Below are 26775 nucleotides of genomic sequence, written 5' to 3' on the forward strand. Positions count from 1 at the left end.
AGTTCATTCGTTTTAAGGGAAAACAACTTCTTTACCATTCTCATCTTTCAAAGGAGGATTGTTTTTCGGATCTGCATTGTATTCGGCTAATTCCTTTTTTATTTTAGCCAGATAATAATCCCTCAGCGTCCAAGTATCATAATTATTTATAATATAAGCCAGAAAATTATTGTCCCATTTTTGTCCGGTGACATCGATCATAAAACGATGTTTTGCCTCCGACCAATTTCCTAAATACCTTTGATAATAGTAATCATTGTCTCTCCAGCGGGTAGGACGTTCCAGTTTATCCGATATCGTAATGCTCTTCACCAGTTTATTCACCTCCCCGGTTTCGAAATCATCGGACGGCAATAGCCGCAATACTAATTTCCGGGCATTTTTCTGCAAACTGATATCTTCCCGTTTTACAACCACATTCACCTTCAGCACATTTTGATTTGCCGGCAGGATCAATTCATTTTTCTCGCCTAAAGATTTGTAATGTACACCTGCCACTGCCGGAAATTCCATATCTACATAAGTGGAATCGACCACCTTTTTGGGATCTTCCTCATCATACGTATATTTCCATTCTTTGGTCACTTGCTCGAATCTGACGGTACGGGGAAAATCCGTCACTTCTCCTACCGAAATGATTTCGATTCGTACAGTATCTTCCTGTTTGCTTTCGGGATAATAAGCAAAAGTGTATACCTCTTCGGCCTTTGTCTTAAATTGTATCCGATCTGTTCCTTCGAAGGACATATATTCTTCCGAACAACTACAAATCATCAAGCAAGCCATCCCTATTCCCAATAAATATTTTAATTTCATACGTTCAAGCTTTTAATTATTCAAACTTAATTTCACTTTTCGGCAAAGGCAAAACATAAACTTCCTTGCTTCCTTCTATGTCGGTCCAAAGGATCGTTTTATCGCCCCTGCGTTTGGTCTGGAAAAACTGCTGTCCTTCTCCGTAAAATTCCTTCTGGTATTCTTTAGCCACAAAGGCATTTTTCAAGTCGACAGTTGCAACATTTATCACAGAGATATTCCGGGCAACGACCAACTCGTCGACCAAGGGTTTATACTTCGCTTCCTGATCGGTACATTCGATCGCGATCAAATACATCTCGTACAAACGGATCAACGGCACTTCTTGCAAACCGGCATCAGGCATGCCTTCCTGTTTATATTTCTCCAGAATATAGCGGGTTCCCGCTTTTTCGGTAACCTCATTCCATAAATAACGAGGGCGGAAATCGGTAACATCCGACTCGAAAATATCGGTTTTCACCTTGTTTTGATCCTGTTGTACTCCACCGGCATTTAAAAAATACCCAGAAACGATATCGTTCAGATTATAGACATGCAAAGAAAAAAGATGCTCCGGGGAAGCAATATTGTCTTTTGCAGCAAAATCTCCCCCTTGATTCAATCTGAAATTTTTGTTGGCAATAACCCGACCGGCGTACTCCGCTGCTTTGGGTTTATCCTGAATCCACAGGTAAAAACGGGCTTTCAATGCCAACACCGCCCAATAATTCAAGCGGTTTTGCCGATAACTGAAAAATTCATCGTTCATCCCTTTTTCTTCCACTTCTTTCAACAGACCTTCGGCCTCATTCAAATCTTTTTCCAGATAGCCCACATACTCTTCCCAGGTATTTACTTCATGATAATTTTTAGATACCGTACGTACATAAGACAATATCCTGTCTTTTGTCTGTTCACCCGGTATCGGGCCGAACAGCCGCAAAATATCCAGATGGCAGAAAGCCCTCATCGCCAATGCCTCTCCTTTGATCAGGTCATGCATATCTGAAGTCAAAACCCCATTATCCACATAATCGAGCAGATTATTGATGTTGACGATCGTATTGTAAAATTTTCCGTAAATCTCTTCGATCAATTCTTCGACTTCAGTATTTTTATAATCATAAGCGGCGGTATACCCATCGATTGCCTGCGGATTCGTCTTCCAATGCTGAGCCAGATTCTCACAAAACTCCATGGTCAACGTTTTACCATACAGCTTGCTGTCTTTCAACATAATATAATTACCGATCAAAGCATTCTTAAAACCATTTTCATCCGAAAACATCTCTTTTTGCTCGACTTTATCTTTCGGATTGACGCTCAACCAATCGCTACATCCGGTTCCTAAGAGGAGGTAGCCTATTATCATATAATAAATCGTCCTTTTCATATTGCTGAAATTTTAAAATGTTGCTGAAAGAGAGAAAGTAAACCTCCGGGAAAAAGGATAGGCGATACCTCTTTCCTGTTTGATGCTCGATACGCGGAATAAATTATCCGTATTAAAAGAGAGAGACAAATATTGGGTTCCCAGGTGTTTTTTCACCCAAGGCTGTAAGAAATCATATTTTATCTGTATGCTCTGACATTCGAGGGTATTCTCTTTTTGCACGAAACGGGATGACATTTGAGTTTCCTGCGTATTCTTGATATCTTTAAAGAAAGTATGATCCCCCGGATTTACCCAACGGTCTTTATACACCCTCCGGTCTACATTGTATCTGGTATCCGCATTTTCTACCCGGTCCACCAAGGTTGAATTGTATTGAGATCCTCCCAGACGATAACCGAAAGACAGGTTCACACTCAAATCGCGGAAAGTAAACATGGTATTGATGTTCCCTCTGAATTTAGGATCGGTTACTCCACAGGCCACTTTATCACGGGCATCCCAATTGAATGTGACATTACCGAAGCGGTCGATAAACAATTCCTGTCCGGTACTGGGATCGATCCCCAGCGAAGGGACGACATAGATGGTCCGCAAAGCCTCTCCTTCCCGATACATGAAATTCGGGTTAGATCCGCCTTGTAATTCCAATTCCTCGTTGGCCACTTTCAATGCCTCGGAGATTTTGACTATCTCGTTCTTTTCATGAATAAAACTGGCAGATACCGACCAAATGATATTCTTTTCCGTATTCCGGATGGGATATCCTGACAAAGCAACTTCAACTCCCTTATTCTTCACTTTACCGACATTATCCGTATAACTAGGGAAACCATTCGTCAAGGGAAGGTACATTTCAGACAACAAATTATTAGTCTGATTTGTATATACATCGGCTGTCACTTTCAAGCGGTTATGGAATGCTCCGACTTCCAATCCGAAGTTCCATTTGTCGGTCTTCTGCCATTCCAAGTCCTCATTGGCCAGACCTTGCAGGTGGCTTCCAAACCAATACCGATACCGATCGTCGGTATAATATTCATAAGTAGCAAGGGCCTGATAAGCATCGAAATTCACCGATCCGGTCACCGCATAAGAACCCCGCAATTTCAGACGATCCAGCCACAATATATTTTCCATAAACTTTTCTTTATGAATATTCCAACCGATTCCGAAAGAATAGAAGGGCGCAAAGCGCTTCGAGCTACCGAACTGGGAGGCCCCGTCCATACGATAAGCCACGTCGGCGAAATAACGATTGTCGTAGATGTAATTCACATTCCCCGTCACACCGATACGCCGGTTGAGCGATTCGGATCCGGTAGGTTTTCCATCTTTCTGATACTGAAGAGCCATCGACAAAAATTTAATATTGGATTGGGGAAAACCCTCTACCTGAAAAGTATAAGAATGCGATTTTTCCTGAGCAACATTGTAATCCAAACCGACATAGAGCTCGTGTTTTTCTTTAAAGTTACGGGAATAGCTTAAAGTCAGACTCCAATCATAACTAAAGCTTTTCCCTGAAGAATAGATATATTCTCCTTTACGGAAAATCTGTTCATCCGAATAATCCTTAAATTTGGTATGGTCGGCAGGTTTAAAATTATCATAATCATTCACCTGTTTCGATAATCCGATGCGTGAACGTAAAGTCAGGCTTTCCCAAGGTTTCCATTCTACATCGAAATTATTGGTAATAGTCGTATAGGTTTTTTTATCGACCAAATCGAGCGTAGCATTGTAAAGCGGATTTTCAGGGGCTGTAGTCCAAAAATCTCCTTTTTGTTCGAGTTCTTTCAACACTTTACCGTCTTCTCCGCGTTCCCGCCAGTAAGGGTTGAGTTTCACATACTGATCGAAAGATCCGTAAGGTGATTCATTCGATTCACTCAATCCGACTTCGAGGTTATTGCGGAACAATAATTTTCCTTGCTGGTACATCAGATTAATATTTCCATTAAAGGTTTTCCGGTCGGACCCTTTCATCACCCCCAGGATATCGTTATATTGAACAGAAGCAGAATAACGGAAGCCGTCATTCCCACCTCCTTCCAAACGCAGGTTGTGCTTGTGACCGACACCCGTACGCAAAGGCTTCGACAACCAATAGGTATCGACTCCCCGTTCTATTTCCTGTTTGATTCTGGCCTGCCTTTTCCTCAACGCCATTTCTATATGGGCCCATTCGTCTTTATACAAACCGGCATTCTCTTCCAACTGAAGTTTTTCGGCAGCATTCAATACATCGTAATCGCTCAGATCAGGCACCTCGATATTCACACTTCCCCGATAAGACAACCTCAATTTTCCAGCCTCGGGTTGTTTAGTCTCGATGACAATCACTCCATTAGCTCCCCGGGATCCATAAATCGCGGTAGCCGAACCGTCTTTCAACAAAGTCACTGAACTAATATCCTCGTCGTTTAAATCCAGCATCCGGGTGAGACTGATCTCAAAACCATCCAGGATTATCAAGGGAGTATTCAAATCTACTTTCGTTTCATTTTTCAGGTCCTCTACCGTCGGTAAACTGGAAGTTCCCCGGATCTGTACTTCCGGTAAATGGTTCGGATCTGCCCCATAGACATTGTTTTCGATAATATTGAAGGTCGGATCGATATTTTTCAACGTAGATAATAAATTACGTCCCCGAAAAGATTTCAGTTCTTTCTCCGTAATTGTCGATACCGAACCGGTAAAACTCTCCTGAGATTTCTTAAAAATACCGGTTACCACAACTTCATCCATTTCGGCCACTTCCTCCTCTAATTTTATTTTCAATTCACTTTGGCCATTATACCGAACTTCCAAGGGTTTCATCCCGACAAAAGAAAAAGCCAATACAACCTCTTTGGTATCGGGTAATTCGAAACGGAATTTACCGTTCACATCGGTAGAGACTCCGAGCTGAGTTCCTTTGATCCGTACGGTTACACCAGGCAAGGGTGTACCCCGGACATCCGTTACCTGTCCCTGGATAACCTGTACCTGTTTCGTCTGGGTAACCTCATCGAGTTTACGGATAATAATGGTCTTATCCGTAATATCGTACACCAGCTTCGTCCCTTGTAAACAGTTTTTCAATACCTCCTCGATCGTTGCATCCTTCATTTGTACATTCCGTTGAGTGATCCCTACCAAATCGGCATCACTATACACAAAACTAAAGTCAGAATGAAGGCGGATTTCCTGAATCACTTCTTTGAGGGTTGCATTTTGTAAATTCAGGTCCAAACGCAACTGTTGTGCATAGACATTTGCTTTTATCTGCAAGGTCAATAGCAGTAAAAAAATAAAACTCGCTTTCATCACTAAAAAATGAATGATTTTTCTACACCCCGGACTAGGGTATAAAGACTTTTTTTTCATAATTTTGTATTTAAAGTTCAACAAACGCTCATTATCTGTTAGCAGCAGAAATGAACATGAATTTCAGGGCAGTGTTAGCAGCACTGCCTTTGTATTATCTGACAATCACTGTATTTTTATTTATTTCGAATTGTATTTTTCCTGTACTCTGCATTAGTTCCAGTACCTGAGCAAATTTCTCATGCTTCCGGATATTCAAAGAAAAAGGTATTTCTTTTGCTGCGGAAGTGGCATAAAACACCTCGAATGAATACCAACGCCCCAAGTCTTTCAAAATCCGCTCTAATGAACAATTATCGAACACCAATCGTCCGTCTTTCCAACCCACAAACAACTCAGTATCCACAGCAGCCACTTTCACGGCCTCTGTTTGTTTATCGAACACAGCTTGCTCCGAAGGTTTCAACTCATACACCTGTTTCCCGGCCGACACATTTACCCGGCCCGAGACCAGGGTCGTACGAATTTCTCTTTCATCGGCATAAGCCCTGATACCGAAAGTAGTGCCCAACACGTTGACCTGCATACCGCCGATATCGACGACAAACGGTTTCTCCGGATTTCGTTTTACCTCGAAATAAGCTTCTCCTTCCAATTTCACTTTGCGCAGATCGCCCGAAAACAGTACGGGATATTTCAAGCTGGATTCGGCATTCAAAAACACCTTCGAGCCATCGGCTAAAACCAAAGTATACTCTCCTCCCCGGGGCACTTTTAAGGTATGATATTCTTCCCCTCCCTTTACTCCCTCTTCACAATATTTCAAAGAATCGGACCTCACCTCCCAATGTCCCCCCTGTATTTGTCCCCGGACAGCTGTTTCCCCCAAATCGATACTCGTTCCGTCGGCCAACTCGAGCACGGCATAGGATTTCCCAGGAATAAAAGGTACTGAAACAAGCGTTTTTTCTTGAGGAGTACGACTCAATTTTATAAAATAACCACTGGCAATCAATAAAGGGAGAAAGATGGCTGCGGCATAACGATACCAGCGGATCGTTCTCTTGCCCCTGTCCCGACCGACCGTTCTTTGCCGGATGATCTCCCATTCGGATTGGGTATCGGATTCATTTTTCACAAAACGACCTATACTCCGTTGCCAATGGGCAGAGGATAACAAACGCCGAAAAAGAAGTTCATGTGCTTCAGATGCAGCACGCCATCGCTCAAGCTCCCGGCTTTCTTCTTCATTCAATTGATCCCGGAGATAACGGAATATCAATCGGCTCAGGTGTCGTTGTGTTTTAATATTCATCACTTCAATCGCAGGTTGTTTCTATTATAACACGCAATCCCTGCTTTGGTGTAATATAAAAAGTCATTTTTTTTAATTTTAACTAAAAAATAGAAGTTGCAAGGGTTGCAGAAATTTAAGCCGACGAGTAGTTTTTGTTAAAAAACTTTCAGTTTGCCGAGACTCACTTCATGCCCGTCGAGAGCCCCCAGACCTGTGTAGAATAATCTTTAATTCAATGATTCCCGACAGAAATCGAAAGATTGGTCATGCAATATCGACCCGGAAATATAGCCCCATGCCCCGTCCCTGTGGTTTATTAAGGAAATTGACAAAGAACCAGTAAGGAAAGAATATGTTTCAGGCGCTCACGCATATAATGGTTGGCATTATTCTTATGTTTTTTGACGGTATTTACGGTAATCTGAAGGATCTCGGCTATTTCTTCATGTTTTTTCCCTTCAAGGCTCAGGCGGTATACCTCCCGGCAAGCCGGAGGAAGTTCATTGAAAACTCCTAATAATAATTCGAATAATTCGGTTTCCAGGATATGATCCCAAAAAGATTCCAGTTCTTCTTCGTGGAGAGCCACTTCGGCATAACGATCTTTCACTCCCTGATGCCGGATCGTATTCAGACAACTATTTTTTACAGCCTTATACAAAAAAGCTTTGATCGTTTCTTCTGTTTTAAAATCAACTCTTTTCTCCCATAGACAAACAAACACATCCTGTACGATATCGTCGATCACCTCTCCCTCCTCGACATATTTCGCAGCAAAATAACGTAAAGCAGGAGCATATTTTTCATATAATATACGAAAAGCCTTTTCCTGTCCTACCGAAAAATCCCGGATAATATGTTCGTTTATACTTCCCAAGTCTGCCGTTTAAAAGAGTTATTCACCGATTCTATTTTTGCAAAAGTGATAAAAAATCTACCGACACCGAAATTTTCGAGTCAAAACAACGGCTAAAAATATAAATTAAATTCAAAATATACCGATTCTCTTTTGTTTTTGTATTTTTACCGTCAAAGAGACAACTATGGAGGTAAAAACGATATTGGGAAAACAGGAACTTAGCAAAACAGATTTAGTGGCGTTGTTGGATTGCCGGGATACAACGGAAGCAGAATTATTCCGGCATAGCCGACAGCTTCGGGATGCGACCATAGGGAACGGCGTTCATATGCGAGGCCTGATCGAGATTTCGAATGTATGCATCAAAGATTGCCTTTATTGTGGGATCCGGAAATCGAACAGCCAGGCCCAGCGCTACGAGCTGAACGATGAAGAAATCGTCGAAGCAGCTATCTTTGCTTACCGGAATCACTATGGTTCGGTGGTGTTACAAGGTGGCGAACGCCATGATCCGGCTTTTATCCTACGCATCGAACGGCTCGTCAGGGAGATCAAACACCTGAGTAACCAGCGTTTGGGGATCACTCTCTCGCTGGGAGAACAAACCGAAGACACCTACCGGAGATGGTTCGATGCAGGAGCTCACCGCTATCTGCTCCGGATCGAAACTTCGAACGAATCACTCTACCGAAAAATTCATCCTGCCGGCCAGCTCCATGATTTTCACACCCGGCTGGAATGTATCCGCAGCCTTCAGCGTTGCGGTTACCAAACCGGTACAGGAGTGATGATCGGACTTCCTTTTCAAACGACCGGAGATCTGGCCGACGATTTGCTTTTTTTGAAATCGATGGATATCGACATGGTGGGTATGGGACCTTATCTGGAACACCGGGATACTCCCCTATGGCGATACCGGGAAGCCCTTCCTTCCCAACAGGAACGTTTAAGATTAGGACTGCATATGGTCAGTTGTCTCCGGCTGTTGATGCCTGATATCAATATCGCCGCGACGACAGCTTTACAGGCAATCGACCCGGAGGGACGGGAAAAAGCGCTGGAAATCGGTGCCAACGTAATCATGCCTAATATCACTCCCCTCGGCAACCGGGGCAACTACCGCCTCTATGAGAATAAGCCGGGCATGGATGAAGGAGCCGAGGAATCGACACGCCGGTTGATGGAAAGCGTCAAGCGAAGCGGATGCGAAATACAACTGGATACGTGGGGAGATTCCCTACACTTTCAGAACAGAGTGAAAAAATAGGTCAGGCTGCGGGCAACAAAGACCGGAAAGGCTCGAAAGCAGCTAAAATCACCAAGCCTCCCAACACGGTGATCAATACCCCGGACACCCGGTTGATGGTGATCAATACCCGAAGCCGGAATTTCTTCCGGAAAATGTTCACCAGCGTCGAAAGCGTATACCACCACAAACCACCGCCGATCACCACGCCGGACAAAACAAACAATTCGATCCGATACGAAGGATCATCTCCGAAAACCGAAGCACCGGCAAAGACAGCCATAAAAACGACAATAGCCACCGGATTAGAAACAGTCAGAAAAAAAAGGGTCAGAAAATCACCCAGCAACCCTTTTTTAGTGACCCGCTTTTTCATCCGGATTTGCTTCAAGGGATTATCGAAATAGATTTTCAATCCTACGATAATCAGAAAAATTCCCCCGATGATCTGTAGGATCAACTCGTGAGTCTGTATGACATTGATCACGAATCCTAATCCGAAAGCCGCCACCGTAGCATAAAAAAGATCTGCACAGGCCGCTCCCATTCCGGCGACAAAACCGGCTAAAGCTCCTTTCTGTAATGTCTTTTGTATAATCAGTACACCCATCGGACCGAGTGGCACCGACACCATCAGTCCGATCAGTATTCCTCTGAAAATATAAACAACATCATACATGCTCTTCAAAGTTAAAATACACCTTATAAACGCTATAATCCGGACTTATACTTCCAGATTATCCGAAGAGAAACGATTCAAAATCGTATCATCATTGATCTCTTTCGACAAAGATTCAATGGTACTCATAGGTACATCGAACAAATCCAGAATCAACAAACCATCCAGGCACATATTAAATTTAGGGTCTATATTGAAACCGACAATACGCCCGTTCAATAAAATATATTTCTTCAATAAAATAGGAAGTTTATCGCTCGAAGGCTCTATATCACCGATCAACTTATCCAGCGTAGCGATATTATCCCCCGAAGCTTCCACCATTACATCCACATCGGGATCATGAGTCTCTACCCGATATTTACAGCGGGGAGAGATACACCGGGCCAACTCGGCATCCCAATGATTTCTGATGATAAACTTCATAATCAGTTCTTTCGAAACCTCCGAATATTTCCCGCTTATCGTCACCGGCCCGATCAGATAGCGGTATTCCGGATTCTTGATCAGGAAGTAAAGAATTCCTTTCCACAGCATAAATAAGGGCAACGGTTTACGCTGATAGTCTTCGATAATAAAAGAACGTCCTAATTCGATCGACTCATACAATACAGGCATGATCTGCTTGCGGATTTTGAACAGAGTATTGATATAAAATCCTTTTATCCCATAACGGTCGATGATATCCTTCCCTTTTCCCACCCGATAGGCCCCGACAATCCGGTCGGTATCGTTGTCCCAAATAAACAGATGATAATAGTATAAATCGAATTCATCCAGATCGATACTCCGGTTGGTGCCCTCGCCGACAGCCCGGAACGTCAGTTCACGCAAACGCCCGATCTCGTTCAGGATGTTCGGAATTTTCATGGTGGGAGCACAATAAACCGTATAATTTTTCATGGAAAACAACAGATAGTCTTCCATGATATCTTTAATTTCCTTTTGTAAAATTTCCACGGGAGTCTCCTTTGCTACCGGTTCGACCTGTTTTTCCGCCTTCTGGGATTTCAGGAAAAATTTTTTCACTTCGAGCGAAGATCCCAATAGATAAGTCTTTGCCCTCAAAAATTTACCGTATTGTATCAGATCGGCGAAAGAATTTTGAGTTTCTACAGAAATCGGATTTCCTACCCGTAATTTAATTACCCGGTTTTTCTTATTCAAGAGTTCCGAAGGTAATTTCACCGTTCGCAGCATCGGATGAATCATACCGAGTATCTGAAACAACATACTATTGGAACCTTTAAAATAAATCGGGATCACCGGCACATCGGCTTTCCGGATCAACTTCAACACAGAACGGCTCCACGCTTTATCTTCAATCGAATTCGAGTCGGCCTGGTAAGCAGATACCTCTCCTGCAGGAAACAGCCCCAACGCCCCTCCTTCCGATAAGTGCCTTAAAGCTTCTTTCAATCCCCCGGCACTCGAAATATCTTTCAGTCCCTCGAAAGGATTCACGCCTAAAAAATAATCTTTGATGGGTACGATCTTCTTCAGCAGAAAGTTAGCCATCACCTTATAATCGGGACGGATTTTACTCAACAACTTGATCAGGATAATCCCGTCAAGCCCACCGAAAGGATGATTGGAAATGGTGATAAAAGCTCCCTCTTTCGGTATTTTCTGAAGATCTTCTTCATTCACTTCGATCGTCACTCCCAGGGCTTCGATCAATCGGTCCAGAAAAGCTTCGGGATTATCGCTATATACATCGGAATACAGCTTGTTGATTTTATTCAGCCGCATGATATACATCACCAGCTTCGCCACCAGGCTTCCGCCCAGATTCCCCCCAAACCGATTCAACTTTGAGGCTTTCAATATATCGTTCGAGTCTATCAGATTCATATTATTTCCTACGTAAATCCATTAGTTTATGATCATTTCTTTGACCACTTCTTTTCCGACTTTTTCGTTCAGAGCTCTGATCAGTCCTTCTTTGACCATCATAATTTCATTTCTCACGACGGCAGAAGTGAAAGAGACGAAGAGCTTGCCATCCATCACCCGGACACTTTTCGTCCGGGAGGCAATCATTTGCCCCACAACTTCCGGCCAGATCATACAAACCTCATGCTCCTTAAATTTCTGTTCAAGGCCCATATTACGAAGCACCTGGTCGACCAGCTCATCGATTTGTTTTGTTTTCCCCTCTTTCATAAACAAGGCACCGAATTCCCTTTTTCAAATTACTTGCAAATATAATATTAAATCTCAAATGCGACCGGAAAATCAGGAAATCTCCCCTCCGGTAACTGTAAACAACTTATAATCCACCGCCTGGGCTCTCAGTATATCATCGATATGCCCGCGATTGGTGTCTGTGATAAAGACCTGTCCGAACATCTCTCCTCCTACGATTTTCACGATTTGTTCTACCCGGTCGGCATCCAGTTTATCGAAAATATCATCGAGGAGCAAGAGCGGTTTCACCTCACTCATCTGGTGTAACCAATGGTATTGTGCTAATTTCAAGGCAATCAGGAAAGTCTTTTTCTGTCCCTGCGAACCGATTTTACGAACCGCATAGTCACCGATATTCAGAACCAGATCATCCCGGTGAATACCGACAGTCGTGTAAGTCAACAATCGGTCGCGGTCGGCAGCCTGTTTCAAAGCCGTCAGGAAATTACCCTCTTTTACCGAAGGTTTGTATTCCAGACATACTTCTTCCCGCCCCAGAGACAACCGTTCGTAATAAGTCTGAAATACCGACCGGAATTCCTTCAGAAATGCGATCCTTTTTTGGCGGATCGCTTCTCCATGTTCGGCCAATTGCTCGTTCCATACTTCCAGCATTTCAGGATCGAGAAATTTACCGGCAGCCGATTTCAACAGCATATTCCGCTGAGTAAGTGCTTTATTATAACGAATCAGCCGATGCAGGTAAACCCGGTCGCACTGGCTGATAATACCGTCCACCAACTTGCGTCTCTCCTCACTTCCTCCGTCGATCAGGATAAAATCTTCGGGTGAGATCATTACTAAAGGGATCAGTCCGATATGTTCGGACAACTTATCATAAGCTTTCTGATTTTTCTTAAACACTTTTTTTTGCCCCCGTTTCACTCCACAATAAACCGTCAGTTCTTCTCCCCCGCGTTCGTATTTTCCCTGCACAACGAAAAAAGGTTCTTCGTGCCGGATATTCTGCAGATCAGGCAGGTTAAAATAACTTTTACACATGGAAAGGTGATAAATAGCATCCAGGACATTGGTCTTTCCAACCCCATTATTTCCGACGAAACAATTGAAACCGGAAGTAAAAGTCAGGGTCGCCTCTGCGATATTTTTAAAGTTGATGATATTTAACTCCTTCAGTGTCATTTAACAAGCTATTCCTTATCCGGCATTCATAATTCAGGACAAAATTAGTCTTTTTCACCTAAAACACGCCCAAATCAATGGCTTATTTAAAGTCGATCGAAAAAAAACTGCCGGATATTTCGATTTTCAATTAAAAAAGCTAATTTTGCAGGCTATTAAGAATAATGTAAAACCGGGCATAGCCGGTAGGTGTTAACACGGTAACCTTTATAACATTACAGATATGTCAAAAGAACAGAAAAAACGCGAGGATGGTTTCGAGCACTTGGAAGAGGCCCTGACCAGTGGTGAACAATTTATTGAAAAAAATCAAAAAATGATTGTGAATGTCGTCCTTGTTCTGGTAGTGATTATTGCCGGATATTTCGGATACAACAGATTCATTGCTGAACCACATGCCCAAGAAGCTGCCAACCAGATTTTCGGAGCGCAAAACTATTTCGAAAAAGATTCTTTCAATCTGGCCCTGAACGGAGACGGTAATGTGCTGGGGTTTATCGAAATAGCAGACAAATACAGCTCGACTCCCAGCGGTAATCTGGCAAAATATTATGCCGGATTGTCTTATTTATATATGGGCGAATATCAGAATGCCATCCAATATCTGGAAAAATTCTCTTCGGACGATTTGTTATTGTCCAACTTAGCTAAAGCCAATATCGGAGATGCTTATATGCAATTAGGAGAATACCGGAAAGCTGCTGAAAATTACAAAAAGGCTGCAGCTTCTAAAACGAACGATTTTTCAACTCCTACTTTCCTGATGAAAAACGGCTTAGCCTTAGAGAAATCCAACGACTACAGCGGAGCTTTAAAAGTCTACGAGCAAATCGAACAGGAATATCCGGCATCGCCTGAAGGCCGGGATATTGAAAAATATATCGAAAGAGCTCAGTTGAAACTGAAAAAATAACAGAAAGCCCCGGTAACGGGGCTTTTTTCTTTCTTTTTTATTATTTTTGCAGGAGTATGTGTAGCATTCCTCACTGTGGAATAATTCGATCCCGACATGAAAAACTTGCTTATACTCCTTGGCATTCTATTGTCTTCTCCGTTTGTCGTAGCCCAGCATTCAGCTATCAACGGCAACGTCGCTATTGCAAATAACAGCCCGGAAGGAACGCGGGTTGTCGTAATCAAAAACGGGAATAAGCTCGACGAACAGGTGCTGAATAAAAAAGGACATTTCGATTTGAAACTCGCCTTCGATGCCGACTACAAAATTTCTTTCGAAAAAACAGGTTATATCACCAAAATTATCAGCATCAACACCGAAGTACCGGAAGAAAGCATTGAAAACAACCCCGATTTTCCTCCCGTCAAGTTGATCATCAATCTGTTGCCAAGTGTCGAAAAAATCGATCTATCCATATTCGATCAGCCTATTGCCATACTGACCTATCAGGCCGAACTGGACGATTTTACGTTCGACAAATCGTATTCAGATAAAATCAAAGACCGGATCGCCCAAACCGAACAAGCTGTAAAAAAACAATTAGCTGCCCGGGATGCCGCCGCCATCGAACAGGAACGGAAATTTGCCGAACTATTCAATAAAGGACTGGAATCGTTCGGCCGGAAAGCCTGGCAGGCAGCCATCGACAGCTGGACCCTGGCTCAAAATATGAAGCCCGGCAACAAAGAGGTGAAACAAAAAATTGCGGAAGCTCAGGAACAAGCAAAACTGGAAGAAGCCCGAAAGAGTGTCGAACCTCAAAACGAACAAACCTACCGGCTACTGCTCGCTGCGGCCGACAGCTTATTCAGCCGGGAAGAGTACCCGGCGGCTAAAGAAAAGTATGCCTCAGCCAAACAAATCAAGACAAAAGAGCCTTATCCCCAGGAACAAATCCGTAATATCGACCGGTTATTGGCAGAGATCGCCCAAAAGGAAGCTATAACACAACAGCAATTAGCCGAAGCCGAAGCTACCTATCAAAAAACAATCGCCCAAGCCGACCGTTCCTATCAAGCCCAGGAATACCGCCAGGCCATTACTACTTATCGGCAGGCACTGGCCTTAAAATCGGAAGAAGCCTATCCCCGGAATATGATCGGCAAAGCCGAGCAAGCACTGGCAGCCCTGGAAAAGCAACAGGCTGACGAAGCTGAGAAACAACGCCAGGAAGAAGAAAGAATCAACACTTTAAAACTCAAATACACCGGGATCATAGCCGAAGCCGACCAGGCATTCAAAAACGAAAACTACAGTGCGGCCAAACTACGCTATACCGAAGCCGATCAACTTAACCTGGGCGAAGATTATCCCCGTAAACGCCTCGGAGAGATCGAGCAAATCATCCATTCTTCGAAATACAAAGCCCGACTGGCCGAATACAATAAAAACAAAACACTGGCCGAAAAGAATCTGGAACAGAAAAACTATGCTTCTGCCAAGGTATATTTCCAAAAAGCATTGACCTTATCACCGGCCGACAAAGAGAGCATCAGGGAACGGATCGCCGAAACAGACCGATTGATTGAAGCCGAACAACTGGCTGCCTTAGACAAAGCCTATCAGACCAATATAGATAAAGCCGACAAAGCTTACGCTGAAAAAGCCTACGCCATTGCCAAATTCTATTATCAAAAAGCGTTGGAAATAAAAATCGGCGACAAACATGCTACCGAACGGCTGCAGGAAATAGAAAAATACATCGGAGAACGACAGACTAAAGAAGCCGAATTATGAAAAAAATCATCTATCTGTTTTGTCTGATCTGCACAATCACACTGGCCAAAGGCCAATACTACCGTCCCGACCGCGGATTTTTACCGGGCATCAATGCCGGATATTTTTACCCGACAGGCGATATGGGGAAAATCCTGAAAAACGGTATCGGGGGAAACGTATCGGCCAAATACCTAATTAACAAGATGATCGGTATAGGTTTCGAGGCAGGATATTACGGTTTCAAAACCAAAGTCAATCTAAACAAAGACGATGTCTCCCAAAAATATAAATACCACCTGATCCCGGTCCTGCTCGAAGCGACCTTTTATGTCCCGACATGGAACAGAACCACTTTGCCTTATCTGGGCATTCAGTTCGGGGGGTATTTCTCCCAGCTCGATGTAGGACGCCAATATACCGGTTATTCTGCCTCCCTTTCTTTTTCAAAACACCTGTTTCTGTTTTCACCGGGAGTGGGGCTTCATGGCGGTCTCTTGTTTCAACTCTCGGACAAGGTATGGATGGACCTGAAAGTGAGGGCCGATTATGTCCCCCGAATCGACGATGCATATGAGTACAACGAATATACCCAAGGTAACATCGGTTTCAACAAAATGCTGAATATCGGAGGAAATATCGGCCTGCTTTATCGGTTTTAAGGGTATATCCCTTGCAGTAATCTGTATTCCTTTCAGGCACCGGCCGGCTAAAAAACGATTCTTTATCCAAACCGTAATTCCGCCCATCGATATGCTGAAAGAAATCACCGATCAAGGTTTGTAAAGCAGTCTCAAATTCCTTTGAGCCTGCTTAAAGTTTCCACCGTTATTTCCTGTGAAGGGCGGCTCATATTCGGATTTACGACTTTCCCTTCAGGATCGAGCAAAATAAAATGGGGGATTCCCTGAATACCGAAAAATTTCATAAATGCAGGATCGCCTCCACAATTCAATTGAATCCCTCCCATCCGGTCGGTTCTGAGTTTCTTCTTCCAGGCCTGTAAATCCTTATCACAGGAAAGACTGACAAAACAGATTTTCTTACCGTGAAATTTCTTTTCCAATTCGCCCATATAAGGAATCTCCTCACAACAAGGCCGGCACCAGGTGGCCCACATATCCACGTACACATAATTTCCCCGGAAAGAAGAAAACTTCACTTCTTTGCCAGTCGAATCGCGATAACAAAAATCAGGTATTTCGCGTCCGATCAAAGCGATTTGCTGCTGAGCCTGCGAATTGACCGGATAAACGGTTTTCGAAGCCAATGCATCAGCACCTACCTGCAACAATTCCGCTTCCTTTTTGCTGCCTACAATCCGGTAAACTTCACCACCTTCGCCATTGACAAACAAAAGGGTCGGGAAGGCATTGATTTTATAAGTATTCAAAATCACCGGTCCCTCTCCTTTTTCCATATCCATCTTCACATTTATAAAATGCTCATTGTAAAACTTCCCCACTTTTTCCGACGGAAAAACCTGCTGTTCCATTTGCTTACAAGGCTGGCACCATTCCGTATAACAATCCACAAAGATCAATTTTCCTTCCTTTTTCGCTGTTTCCAACAGTTCTTTCCAACTTCCTTCTGCAAAGCGTATTCCCTGTGCCTGCCCACCCAAGGCCAATCCACACAGCATTGCTATGATAAAATAAACTTGCTTCATTTCTTAAAATTTTACCGTTTTTTCATTTTTTACCTCCTACCCCTCACTCCTCGACATCATATTCGACAGATTTCTTTTCGACCATATCCACCGGTGTCCCGCCGAAACGCTGATAATGTTCGAGAATTGTCCCGTCTTTTGCATTTATCTTATACACATCTCCTTTGTATTTCTCCGGTCTGTCTGTCTCCACTCCGACAAACAAGGCCAAATTATCGACAGATACTTTCAGCATCGTTATCCGGCAATTATCCGGTAAAGCACATTCGAAAGGGATAGAAGGAAACTTAAAATCAGGATCCGATAAATTCAACACATAAAGCTGACGGCCTCCATCCGAATAATACAACCAATTGATACCGGAATTAACGGCCATAACCGAACCTTCGGCTAAATGATGACCGGACAGAAAAACCAGCGAATCCTGTCCTTTCAATTTTCCTGTAGCGGTATGGGCCCGGGCCAGTGCAGCCCGATCAGTAACCGGATCATAAAATAAAGAACTGAACTGATATGTTCCGCCAGACATATTTTTTCCCCATCCCAGCCAGGGAAGTCCGATATAAGTCTCCGATATCCGAACTTCATCATACTGATTTTCATCATAAGAAGGGATATCGTAACTATTCATAAAATACATAAACCGCCCCGACAGATTATCATACCCCAAAGTAGAATTCCGGGTATTCAAAAGCATCGGAGACAACCGATAGTCCACCGATCTTTCTGCATCTCCTTCGACGTGGATCGGTTTTAAAGAAGAAGCCATATAACGGTTTTGACGGGCCTGTTTAGGATAAATAATCCCATCTTTACCGATAGCCCCTCCGAATTCGGTAATCGCATCTTCAAACCGGCAATACACCATATCATATTCCTGGGCAGGCCCGGTAAATGAATTTTCGTCGAACAAGGCAATCTCTTTAAATAGTACAGGATCCAACTCATGAGAGGAAGCTGAAGTATGTACAAAAACAGTTCCACCATAAGAGTATTCATCGGACTGCTCTATTGCTAAGGCCTTCCCCTTCAACTCTCTCTTATTCTCCAAACTATACACATCCCGCATGATTTTATTAGTCGGATTATTCAATGTGCTCATAAAAGAAACTTCCGGATAATCCTCATAATCACTCAATAACAATAGTCCTTTTGAATAGGGTGAGAAAACCTGAACCTCAAAATCAGCAAAAAAACGGACACTATCATCTTCCGGCAAAGTAACTTCCATACGAGCCTGATATTTTTTAGCCTTATCCGACACAACATAACAAAGGTCCTCGGTTTCCGCAATCTTTTTCTGATCCAGATACCAGGCATAAATCAATTTAGCTTTCTCATTCAGGCTATTTTCTAAAGTAACCGGAATTTTCAAGGTATCCCAGCGCAATATTTCGTAAGGGTCTTCTTTAATCCCCGATATTTTTACTTCATTGATCGGATGATAGTCATAATTTCCTTTATCCTCATAACAGGAAACTGTAAGAAGCACAATCATCCAGAAAAAGGCATATATTCTTATATTATTCATAAGTTCATCATTTTTTCCTGACTTCGTCACTATAAAATTATCGATTTTGTAATTGCTTGATAAATAATTATATATACTTTTCGTACCCCAAAAATGGGGTACGCAACGTATTTTTCTATGTTCATTAAGCGTAAAAAGAATCGGTCTGGTACCGTAAGCATTGTTGTCGCTGAAAAGAGTTCCGGCTTTTACAAGGAGTTTGCAACTATAGGCATCGCCAAAAGTCCAGATGAGATCGATGGACTTTTGGTCAAAGCTCGTGTCTGGATTGACAGGGAGGAAGAACGCCGCCATCCACGTCTGGACCTTTTCGGTGATGAACGCAAGAAATGTGAGACTGAACTGCTAAGTGCCGAACAAATGCTTTCATGTATCACTAATATATCTATCAACGGAGCTGATTTAATACTCGATCGTGTATTTGATAATATTGGCTTTAACCGAATTGAGGACATTGTTTTTCGGCAGCTTGTCAAGGCACGTCTTGCTTATCCTGTAAGCAAATCAGCCACAGTAGAATATCTGAAGAATCATTTTGACGAAGATGTCAGCTTGTCAAAGATATACCGCTATCTGGACAAACTTAGCGACAATCAGCATGAAATTGTCCAGGGTATCAGCGTTATGCACACCAGTAAAATACCAGATGGGCATATTGGCGTTCTTTTTTATGATGTAACCACCCTTTATTTTGAGGCCGATTATGAAGACGACTTGCGTAAGACCGGATTTTCCAAGGAAGGCCGTCACAAGAATCCGCAAATAATCCCAGGGCTGCTTGTCAGTATTGGAGGCTACCCGTTGGCATATTGTATATACGAGGGCAATAAATATGAAGGACATACAATGTTACCTGTCGTGACTGAATTTGTCAGGAAGTACAGTCTTGATGATTTTATTGTCGTAGCCGACTCCGGGCTTATGAACGGCAATAATATAGCGGACCTTGAGAGTAATGGCTACAAATATATTATCGGCGCAAAGATAAAGAATGAAAGCAAGAAAATACAGGAGTGGATTCTTGCACAGCCGAAGGTCAATTGTCAAATGATAGAGTACGACAAAGGTAACGGACAGCGACTCTTGGTAGGATATACCGACGACCGTGCCCGCAAGGACGCCTATAACAGAGAAAAGGGAATACGCCGTTTGGAAAAGGCTTATAACCGAGGAACACTTACGAAAGACAACATTAACAAGCGTGGTTACAACAAATTCTTAAAAATGGAAGGAGACGTAAAGGTTTCCATAAATTATGATAAGCTTGAAGCGGACGAGAAATGGGACGGTCTTAAAGGGTATCTTACAAACACGGATATTCCTGTTAGCGAGGTATACGCCGCATACCATAATCTCGGGCATGTTGAGAGGGCTTTCCGGATATCAAAATCAAAAATAGAGATAAGGCCGATGTTTCATTTTACCCGTAGGAGAATAGAAGCTCACGTGTGCATCTGCTTTGTGGCACTTAAAGTCTACAAAGAGCTAGAGAGACTACTGAAGCTATCCAATATAAACATGAGTGTAGATAAAGTGCTGGCGCTTGCACAGACTATAGTCACGATACAGGTGACTTTACCTCAAAGTAAGCAAACTATAACAAGAACAATGCTTATGAAACGTCATCAACGGATCGCACCATTGTTTAATGATGGGTTTTGGGGTACGCATTGACGAAGTCAGGAAAAAGCACAATGGACGATGCCAGGAATAAAAAAGCTCCTGGAAAGCTTCTTTTTCCCGTTGTTGCAAACGCCGTATGAAATCTTCCTGATTGATCACTGCCCTTATTCCTACTTTGTGCGTATAAAAGTAAATAAAAACAAATAAAGGTGCAACCGGTATTTCCGATTGCACCTCATTTTCAGCTTACACTTGTCCGCTTATTATTTTACTTCCCAGGTATCCCCGCTATTCAGCAAGTCTTCCATACAATGGATCTTAGAAATTTTCTTCACTTCTTCGATCTGATCGTCCAGAGCCTGGTCGTAAGTATGCGCTTCGACATCACGGATAACTCCCAGGGCAACCGGGAATTCCGGAGCTTTCATATTGACGAGCATCCAATGCAGGAACGGATTGGGATTATGTGCATCGTGAACCAGGATATCTTTTTCAGTGATACCGTCTTTACCGATTTCGACCACTTTCAGCTCACCTGATTTTGCCAATACCAAACCTTTATTTTTGTTTTTACCGAAGATCATCGGTTCACCGTGACGCAAAACGATCTGACGCTCTTCTTTCAACTCTTTATCCGTTACAGCAGAATGAGCACCATCGGCAAAGATGACACAATTCTGAAGCACTTCTACCACAGAAGTTCCCTGGTGTTTTACAGCTGTTTCCAGAATTTCAGCGGTCAAGTTCACGCTGGTATCGATCGAACGGGCGAAAAATTTACCCTGAGCACCGATGCAAAGCTCTCCAGGATTGAAAGGATGCTCGATCGTTCCGTAAGGAGAAGTTTTGGTTTTAGTTCCCAATTTGGTAGTCGGGGAATATTGTCCTTTAGTCAGACCATAAATTTCATTGTTAAACAACAAAATGGTAATATCCACATTCCGGCGGATAGCATGAATAAAATGGTTACCCCCGATAGCCAATGCATCACCATCACCGGAGATCTGCAATATATTCAGTTTCCGGTTGGCATTCTTCGCTCCGGAAGCAATAGCGGCAGCACGTCCATGAATTGTATGGAACCCATAGGTATTCATATAATAAGGGAAACGGGAAGAACATCCGATACCGGAAATCACAGCCCAGGATTCTTTGGGATAGCCCAGTTCAGCCATCGCTTTTTGCACGGAATTAATAATACCGTGATCACCGCAACCCGGACACCATCTGATTTCCTGGTCGCTTTTAAAATCTTTAGGAGTATATTTTAATTCGCTCATTTCAATTTCTAATTTTCGATTTCTGATTCTAAATATCTTTCATCCTTGTTTAAGTCGAAGAGCTTAAATTATTTTATTGATTTTTTCTTTCAATTCTATGACAGTAAAAGGTAATCCAGCCACCTTATTTACTTGCAGGTAATTGAATTCGGGAAATTTACTTTTCAGATATTTAGCAAACTGTCCGAGATTCAATTCACATACGACGATTTTCTTATAACGAGCCAACACATCCCGTGTATTTTTCGGCAGCGGATTGATAAAGTTGAAATGGGCCAAACTGACATCTTTTCCTTCAGCCCGCATTTCAGATACTGTGGTATAAAGGTGACCATAAGTACCTCCCCATCCGACAATCAAAATATCGCCTCCTTCGGGATTACCGTATACTTCCTGTTCGGGCAGATCGTTTGCAATCCGGGCTACTTTTTCTTCACGCAGATCGGTCATGACCTGATGATTCTCGGGCACATAACTGATCGTTCCGGTGATATTCATCTTTTCCAGTCCGCCGATCCGGTGTTCCAAGCCTTTGGTACCGGGTAAAGCCCAGGTTCTGGCCAGAGTTTCGGGATCACGGGCATAGGGTTTATAATCATCACCTTCTTTAGCCAGACGCAATTTTATCTCAGGTAATTTAGCCATGGAAGGAATCAACCAGGGCTGAGCTCCGTTGGCCAGGAAGCCGTCGGTCAGCAGGACTACCGGAGTCATATGCTCGAGCGCAATCTTTCCGGCCATAAAAGCATAGTCGAAACAGTTTCCTGAAGTACTGGCAGCGATTACCGGCATCGGACATTCACCATTACGGCCGTAAAGTGCCTGTAATAAGTCGGACTGTTCGGTCTTCGTAGGCAGACCCGTAGAAGGCCCTCCCCGTTGTACATCCACGATCACCAAAGGCAATTCAGCCATAACTGCCAATCCGCAAGCTTCCGATTTCAGCGCCAATCCGGGACCTGAAGTCGTCGTACAGGCAAAATTACCGGCATAGCTGGCACCGATAGCGGTACAGATACCACCGATTTCATCCTCAGCCTGATAAGTCTTAGCACCCAAATCACGACGAAGTGCCAATTCATGCAAAATATCGGTAGCCGGAGTGATCGGATAAGAACCACAGAATAAAGGTAGTCCTGCTTTTTCTGCAGCTGCCAACAACCCCCAGGCTGTGGCTTTATTACCGGTAATCGTACGGTATTTACCTTTCTCGATGGTAGCCGGAGCTACTTTAAAATGAGTGGCTAACGCATGTACATTAGCAGCATAATTATAACCGGCTCTCAACACCATTTTGTTGGCAGAAGCAATAGCCGGTTTTTTGCCGAATTTAATATCGAAGAAAGCTTCGGTATGCTCTACAGATTGCTCGAACATCCAATAGATCATTCCCAAAGCAAACATATTTTTACATCTCAATATCGATTTCTGATCCAAACCGGTCTCTTTCAGCGCTTCGATAGTCAGCTCGGTTACTTTCACCGGAACAACATTATAGTCCGCCAAAGAACCGTCTTCCAACGGATTTGCAGTATAACCGGCCCTTTCGATATGTTTGTCGGTAAAGGCATCGATATCCACAATAATAGTACCTGCTTTTTTAGCCCAACGTAAGTTCGCTTTTAAAGCAGCCGGATTCATAGCCACGAGGACATCGGCATAATCACCCGGAGTAGTAATGTGCTCTTCTCCAATGTGTACCTGGAAACCGGACACGCCACCAACAGTACCTTGCGGGGCACGAATTTCTGCCGGATAATCCGGAAATGTTGCTACGTCATTTCCAAATAAAGCAGCTGTATCCGAAAACTGCTGCCCGGTTAATTGCATTCCGTCTCCCGAATCTCCGGAAAAACGAATGACAACATCATGTTTTTCGATAACTTTTGTCTCTTGACTCATGGTTGAATAAGTAGTTTTAATTGTTGCTGACGTCAATCAGCTTACTTCATTGTAAATGTAAAAGGGAAAATTACCACTTTAACTATTCATTTTAACAATCTTATAACATTCTCCGAATGCTATTTTTATGTTTTAAAACATGGTAAAGGTAGCGAAACCTCCCTTTTAAACAAGTTTAATCCGAACATTTTTTCCTGATTTGCAATAACTCTGATAATCAACGATTCTGCAAACGATTTTCAAGTTTTCGAAACGCTTTAAAATGAAATCGTTCTAAACAATCTTCCCAAAAACGACATTTTTTTGTACAGAGCGCTCACGTTTGCGGAATTATCGCTTAAAATGTATTTTTTATTACAAATTATTACTTTATCGTATTTTTTATTTTTTTTAATAGAATCCTTCTTCTTTTTTTTCTTCCTTTACGTATGACTAAAAAAATGGATACGCATGAATAGAATACTACTCTTTTTCTGTTTACTTTTCGGGGTATACTCCTGTCACACCCCAAGTACGACAAAAACACCACCGGCTAACATTGTCTCCGAATTCAGGATAACGTCTACTCAGGTCGGAGCCATCCGAAAGGGTATGACGATAAAAGAACTGTATGCAGCCCTACCGGAAGACCGGATCAAAAAACTGAAAACCCGTACCGAGCTATCCAACGAGACTGCCGACTATTACTATATCTATGGCGATAGTTCCCGTTTACTCCTCATTGTCAATACCGAACGGCAAAACGACGAACGCTCGCGTATTTCCCGAATCATCGTAAAAGATAAACGTTTCCAGACAGCCTCGGGAATCGGACTGGCTTCCACCGTAGGAACAATCAGAACGGCTTATCCTCATAGTCAGTTTCTACCTTCGGTAGATGAAATCATCCTATATGTCCCGGAAATAGATGCCAATTTCGAAATAAACAAACGACTCCTCCCTCCTTCACTAGCCATCGACTCGACCGGAGAGATCGCCCCCGACAGTATACCCGCCCAAACCAAAGTAACCGACCTGTCTATCTTTTGGGATTACAGTATTAAAAATCTGGCCGACAAAACCTTCTGGAAAGACCTGACTCACCGGTTTACCAATTGGGTAATCACCCAAGTACCTTCTATGATCATCCTCACTCTCATTTTTATCGGCTTATTACGACTACTCAATTATATCGTCAAAAAATTAAATAAAGCGGCCAAACGACGGGTACACCTCAATGAAAGTATCGACGACGCAGAAGGCAACAAAAGAATAGAGACCTTATCCGGCATTATCTTAGGGGTTGGAAAAATATTCTTATGGACCATATTCGTGCTGATCATGTTGAGTAAGTTCAACATCAATATCGGTCCGATCCTCGCCAGTGCCGGAATCGTCGGCTTGGCAGTAGGTTTCGGTGCCCAGGAATTAGTCCGGGACTTTATCTCGGGATTCTTTATCCTATTGGAGGATCAAATCCGGACAGGAGACGTGGCGATCATCAACGGTACGACAGGAACCGTAGAGAAAATAGAGATGCGAACGACGACCTTACGGGACGCTTCGGGGGTCGTTCACATTTTTCAAAACGGTAAAATCAACTCCTTATCGAATATGACCAAAGGCTGGTCGGCAATAGTAGTCGATATCGGCGTAGCTTACAAAGAAGACACGGACCATGTCAACGAAATAATGAAACAAGTGGGTGACGAACTCATGAAAGACGCTGCCTGGCAATCGATCCTTATGGGGGTAGATTTATGGGGAGTAGATAGTTTCGGCGACAGTTCCGTGATTCTGAAAGTAAAACTGACGACTAAATCAGGACAGCAGTGGGCAGCCAGCCGGGAATTCCGCCGCCGGATCAAAAAAGCTTTCGACGCCCAGCACATCGAAATCCCATTTCCACAAGTCAGCCTGAACACCGGCTCCGGAACAGGGGCTATGCCGGTGAAAATAGAAAGTTAAAAAGCGATAAGCTATAAGCTAAAAGCTTATTTTTGTTTTACCATACAGCTTAGCTTATAACTTTTAACCTATTTAGTTGATTTATGGCTCGTTTTTTAAAAGATAAACAAAAATCCAAGGGAGCTGCTCCTGGTTCACTGATCTTTATCGGCCGGCAAAAGATGGATTACAGCTGCATTCGGGTAACCCAATACAATGCCGAATATGTCAAAGAAGGGGAAGTGAAAGCTTTGGATAAGATTTCCGAATACCTTTCCGACGACCATGTGGTCTGGATTTCCGTGCGCGGCTTACAGGATACCAACCTGATCGGCAAACTCGGAAAGAAATTCGACATCAGTGCCCTGATCCTGGAAGACATCCTGAATACGGACGAACGTCCCAAATTTATCGAAGACGACAAGCATTTGTTCGTTATCCTGAAATCCCTGAATTTCAACCGAGAACTCCGTAAGGTTCAGATCGATCAGATCTCGTTGATTGTCGGGAAAAATTACCTGATTTCCATTCAGGAAACGGATAACGAGTATTTCGAAGATGTCTCGAAAAGAATATATGCCGGACAAGGAAAAATCAGAAGTTTATCCTCCGATTATCTCTGCTATGCGATGATCGATACCTTGGTCGATAATTATATATTGAATATCGAAAAATTAGGTAATGTGATCGAGGAACAGGAAAAATTATTGCTCACATCAGGGAAGGAGCTTGTCGAGAATATTTACCACTATAAGACCGAATTATCTTATGTCCGGAATAATGTCCGTCCTGTAAAAGAGCTCATGACCCGTTTCGTCACCTGCGATTCCGACTTGATCAACGATCATACTTACAACTATCTGCGCGATCTGGAAGGTTTGGTTACCCAAGCCCTGGAAGCTATCGAAATCTACTACACCATGCTTTCCGACCAACAAAACAGCTACAATGCTACCATCAGTAATAACGTCAACGACATCATGAAAGTGCTGACGATCTTTTCAGCTATTTTCATCCCCCTCACCTTTATCGTAGGAGTTTACGGAATGAATTTCGACTATATCCCTTTCCTCAGATACCGCTATGCCTATTTTATCCTGTGGGGGATCATGATCGCTATCGTTATCCTGATGCTATTTTTCTTCAAACGGAAAAGATGGTTTTGACAGCCATTTGTTTTCAATATACAATTAACAAGAGGTTACAAGGCTTAGGGATAAACTTCCGAACCCCTTTTCACCTTTGTAACCTCTGTA

20 protein-coding genes are annotated in these 26775 nt (G+C 43.0%); 7 read left to right on the forward strand and 13 right to left on the reverse strand.

The window, feature by feature from the left end:
* Positions 1–12 precede the first annotated feature (12 nt).
* From ODOSP_RS11490 to ODOSP_RS11510, 5 genes are all read right to left on the reverse strand, one after another.
* The gene (locus ODOSP_RS11490) at positions 13–816 is read right to left on the reverse strand and encodes a DUF4843 domain-containing protein (RefSeq protein WP_013612471.1); all 804 of its coding nucleotides are present in this window, start codon (positions 814–816) and stop codon (positions 13–15) included.
* Positions 817–832: 16 nt separating this feature from the next.
* Positions 833–2191 (reverse strand): RagB/SusD family nutrient uptake outer membrane protein, encoded by a 1359-nt coding sequence (locus ODOSP_RS11495; RefSeq protein WP_013612472.1) that lies wholly within the window; start codon positions 2189–2191, stop codon positions 833–835.
* A 12-nt stretch (positions 2192–2203) separates the two neighbouring features.
* Positions 2204–5563 carry a SusC/RagA family TonB-linked outer membrane protein gene (locus ODOSP_RS11500; protein WP_013612473.1) on the reverse strand — a complete coding sequence of 1120 codons (3360 nt, stop codon included), beginning with the start codon at positions 5561–5563 and terminating at the stop codon, positions 2204–2206.
* Between the two features lie 94 nt (positions 5564–5657).
* Entirely contained in the window at positions 5658–6818 is a 1161-nt protein-coding gene (locus tag ODOSP_RS11505) for a FecR family protein (RefSeq protein ID WP_013612474.1), read from the reverse strand.
* 298 nt (positions 6819–7116) lie between these two features.
* The gene (locus ODOSP_RS11510; protein WP_013612475.1) at positions 7117–7677 is read right to left on the reverse strand and encodes an RNA polymerase sigma-70 factor; all 561 of its coding nucleotides are present in this window, start codon (positions 7675–7677) and stop codon (positions 7117–7119) included.
* A 166-nt stretch (positions 7678–7843) separates the two neighbouring features.
* Here ODOSP_RS11510 and hydE point away from each other — a divergent pair, with 166 nt between their 5' ends.
* The gene (gene hydE, locus ODOSP_RS11515) at positions 7844–8926 is read left to right on the forward strand and encodes a [FeFe] hydrogenase H-cluster radical SAM maturase HydE (protein WP_013612476.1); all 1083 of its coding nucleotides are present in this window, start codon (positions 7844–7846) and stop codon (positions 8924–8926) included.
* A 1-nt stretch (position 8927) separates the two neighbouring features.
* Here hydE and ODOSP_RS11520 read toward each other — a convergent pair whose 3' ends face one another.
* The 4 genes from ODOSP_RS11520 to recF all read right to left on the reverse strand — a co-directional run bounded on the left by ODOSP_RS11520 (position 8928) and on the right by recF (position 12917).
* Positions 8928–9584: a LysE family translocator gene (locus ODOSP_RS11520; protein ID WP_013612477.1), complete on the reverse strand. Its 657-nt coding sequence runs from the start codon at positions 9582–9584 to the stop codon at positions 8928–8930.
* Positions 9585–9629: 45 nt separating this feature from the next.
* On the reverse strand, positions 9630–11438 hold the full coding sequence (locus ODOSP_RS11525; protein WP_013612478.1) for a lysophospholipid acyltransferase family protein: 1809 nt from the start codon (positions 11436–11438) through the stop codon (positions 9630–9632).
* Positions 11439–11459: 21 nt separating this feature from the next.
* Entirely contained in the window at positions 11460–11750 is a 291-nt protein-coding gene (locus ODOSP_RS11530) for a DUF721 domain-containing protein (RefSeq protein WP_013612479.1), read from the reverse strand.
* Positions 11751–11822: 72 nt separating this feature from the next.
* A complete protein-coding gene (gene recF, locus ODOSP_RS11535) occupies positions 11823–12917 on the reverse strand; it encodes a DNA replication/repair protein RecF (RefSeq protein WP_013612480.1) in 1095 nt (364 codons plus the stop codon).
* Positions 12918–13140: 223 nt separating this feature from the next.
* On the opposite strand from recF, the gene ODOSP_RS11540 reads away from it, so the two are divergent.
* The 3 genes from ODOSP_RS11540 to ODOSP_RS11550 all read left to right on the forward strand — a co-directional run bounded on the left by ODOSP_RS11540 (position 13141) and on the right by ODOSP_RS11550 (position 16250).
* Positions 13141–13830, forward strand: a complete 690-nt coding sequence (locus tag ODOSP_RS11540; RefSeq protein ID WP_013612481.1) for a tetratricopeptide repeat protein — start codon at positions 13141–13143, stop codon at positions 13828–13830.
* Positions 13831–13926: 96 nt separating this feature from the next.
* Complete coding sequence (locus ODOSP_RS11545) at positions 13927–15609, forward strand: hypothetical protein (protein WP_013612482.1); 1683 nt, start codon at positions 13927–13929, stop codon at positions 15607–15609.
* On the forward strand, positions 15606–16250 hold the full coding sequence (locus tag ODOSP_RS11550) for a porin family protein (protein ID WP_013612483.1): 645 nt from the start codon (positions 15606–15608) through the stop codon (positions 16248–16250). The genes ODOSP_RS11545 and ODOSP_RS11550 overlap by 4 nt, the downstream gene beginning before the upstream one ends.
* 131 nt (positions 16251–16381) lie before the next feature.
* Here the strand turns inward: ODOSP_RS11550 and ODOSP_RS19940 are convergent, their stop codons facing one another.
* Both ODOSP_RS19940 and ODOSP_RS11560 read right to left on the reverse strand, forming a co-directional pair.
* A complete protein-coding gene (locus ODOSP_RS19940) occupies positions 16382–17257 on the reverse strand; it encodes a TlpA family protein disulfide reductase (protein WP_013612484.1) in 876 nt (291 codons plus the stop codon).
* A 43-nt stretch (positions 17258–17300) separates the two neighbouring features.
* On the reverse strand, positions 17301–18788 hold the full coding sequence (locus ODOSP_RS11560) for a PKD-like family lipoprotein (RefSeq protein ID WP_013612485.1): 1488 nt from the start codon (positions 18786–18788) through the stop codon (positions 17301–17303).
* 117 nt (positions 18789–18905) lie between these two features.
* Between ODOSP_RS11560 and ODOSP_RS11565 the strand changes: the two genes are divergently transcribed.
* Positions 18906–20462, forward strand: coding sequence for an IS1634 family transposase (locus ODOSP_RS11565; RefSeq protein WP_041557351.1), 1557 nt, complete (start codon positions 18906–18908; stop codon positions 20460–20462).
* Between the two features lie 212 nt (positions 20463–20674).
* Here ODOSP_RS11565 and ODOSP_RS11570 read toward each other — a convergent pair whose 3' ends face one another.
* Positions 20675–21691 carry a 2-oxoacid:ferredoxin oxidoreductase subunit beta gene (locus ODOSP_RS11570; RefSeq protein WP_013612487.1) on the reverse strand — a complete coding sequence of 339 codons (1017 nt, stop codon included), beginning with the start codon at positions 21689–21691 and terminating at the stop codon, positions 20675–20677.
* A gap of 63 nt (positions 21692–21754) precedes the next feature.
* Complete coding sequence (locus ODOSP_RS11575) at positions 21755–23593, reverse strand: 2-oxoacid:acceptor oxidoreductase subunit alpha (protein WP_013612488.1); 1839 nt, start codon at positions 23591–23593, stop codon at positions 21755–21757.
* A 450-nt stretch (positions 23594–24043) separates the two neighbouring features.
* Between ODOSP_RS11575 and ODOSP_RS19470 the strand changes: the two genes are divergently transcribed.
* Positions 24044–25540 (forward strand): mechanosensitive ion channel family protein, encoded by a 1497-nt coding sequence (locus ODOSP_RS19470; RefSeq protein WP_013612489.1) that lies wholly within the window; start codon positions 24044–24046, stop codon positions 25538–25540.
* A gap of 83 nt (positions 25541–25623) precedes the next feature.
* Positions 25624–26685 carry a magnesium/cobalt transporter CorA gene (gene corA / locus ODOSP_RS11585; protein ID WP_013612490.1) on the forward strand — a complete coding sequence of 354 codons (1062 nt, stop codon included), beginning with the start codon at positions 25624–25626 and terminating at the stop codon, positions 26683–26685.
* The last annotated feature ends 90 nt before the right edge of the window (positions 26686–26775 follow it).

Origin of the sequence: Odoribacter splanchnicus DSM 20712 (assembly GCF_000190535.1) — a bacterium.
In the GTDB taxonomy this organism is placed as follows: Bacteria; Bacteroidota; Bacteroidia; order Bacteroidales; family Marinifilaceae; genus Odoribacter; species Odoribacter splanchnicus.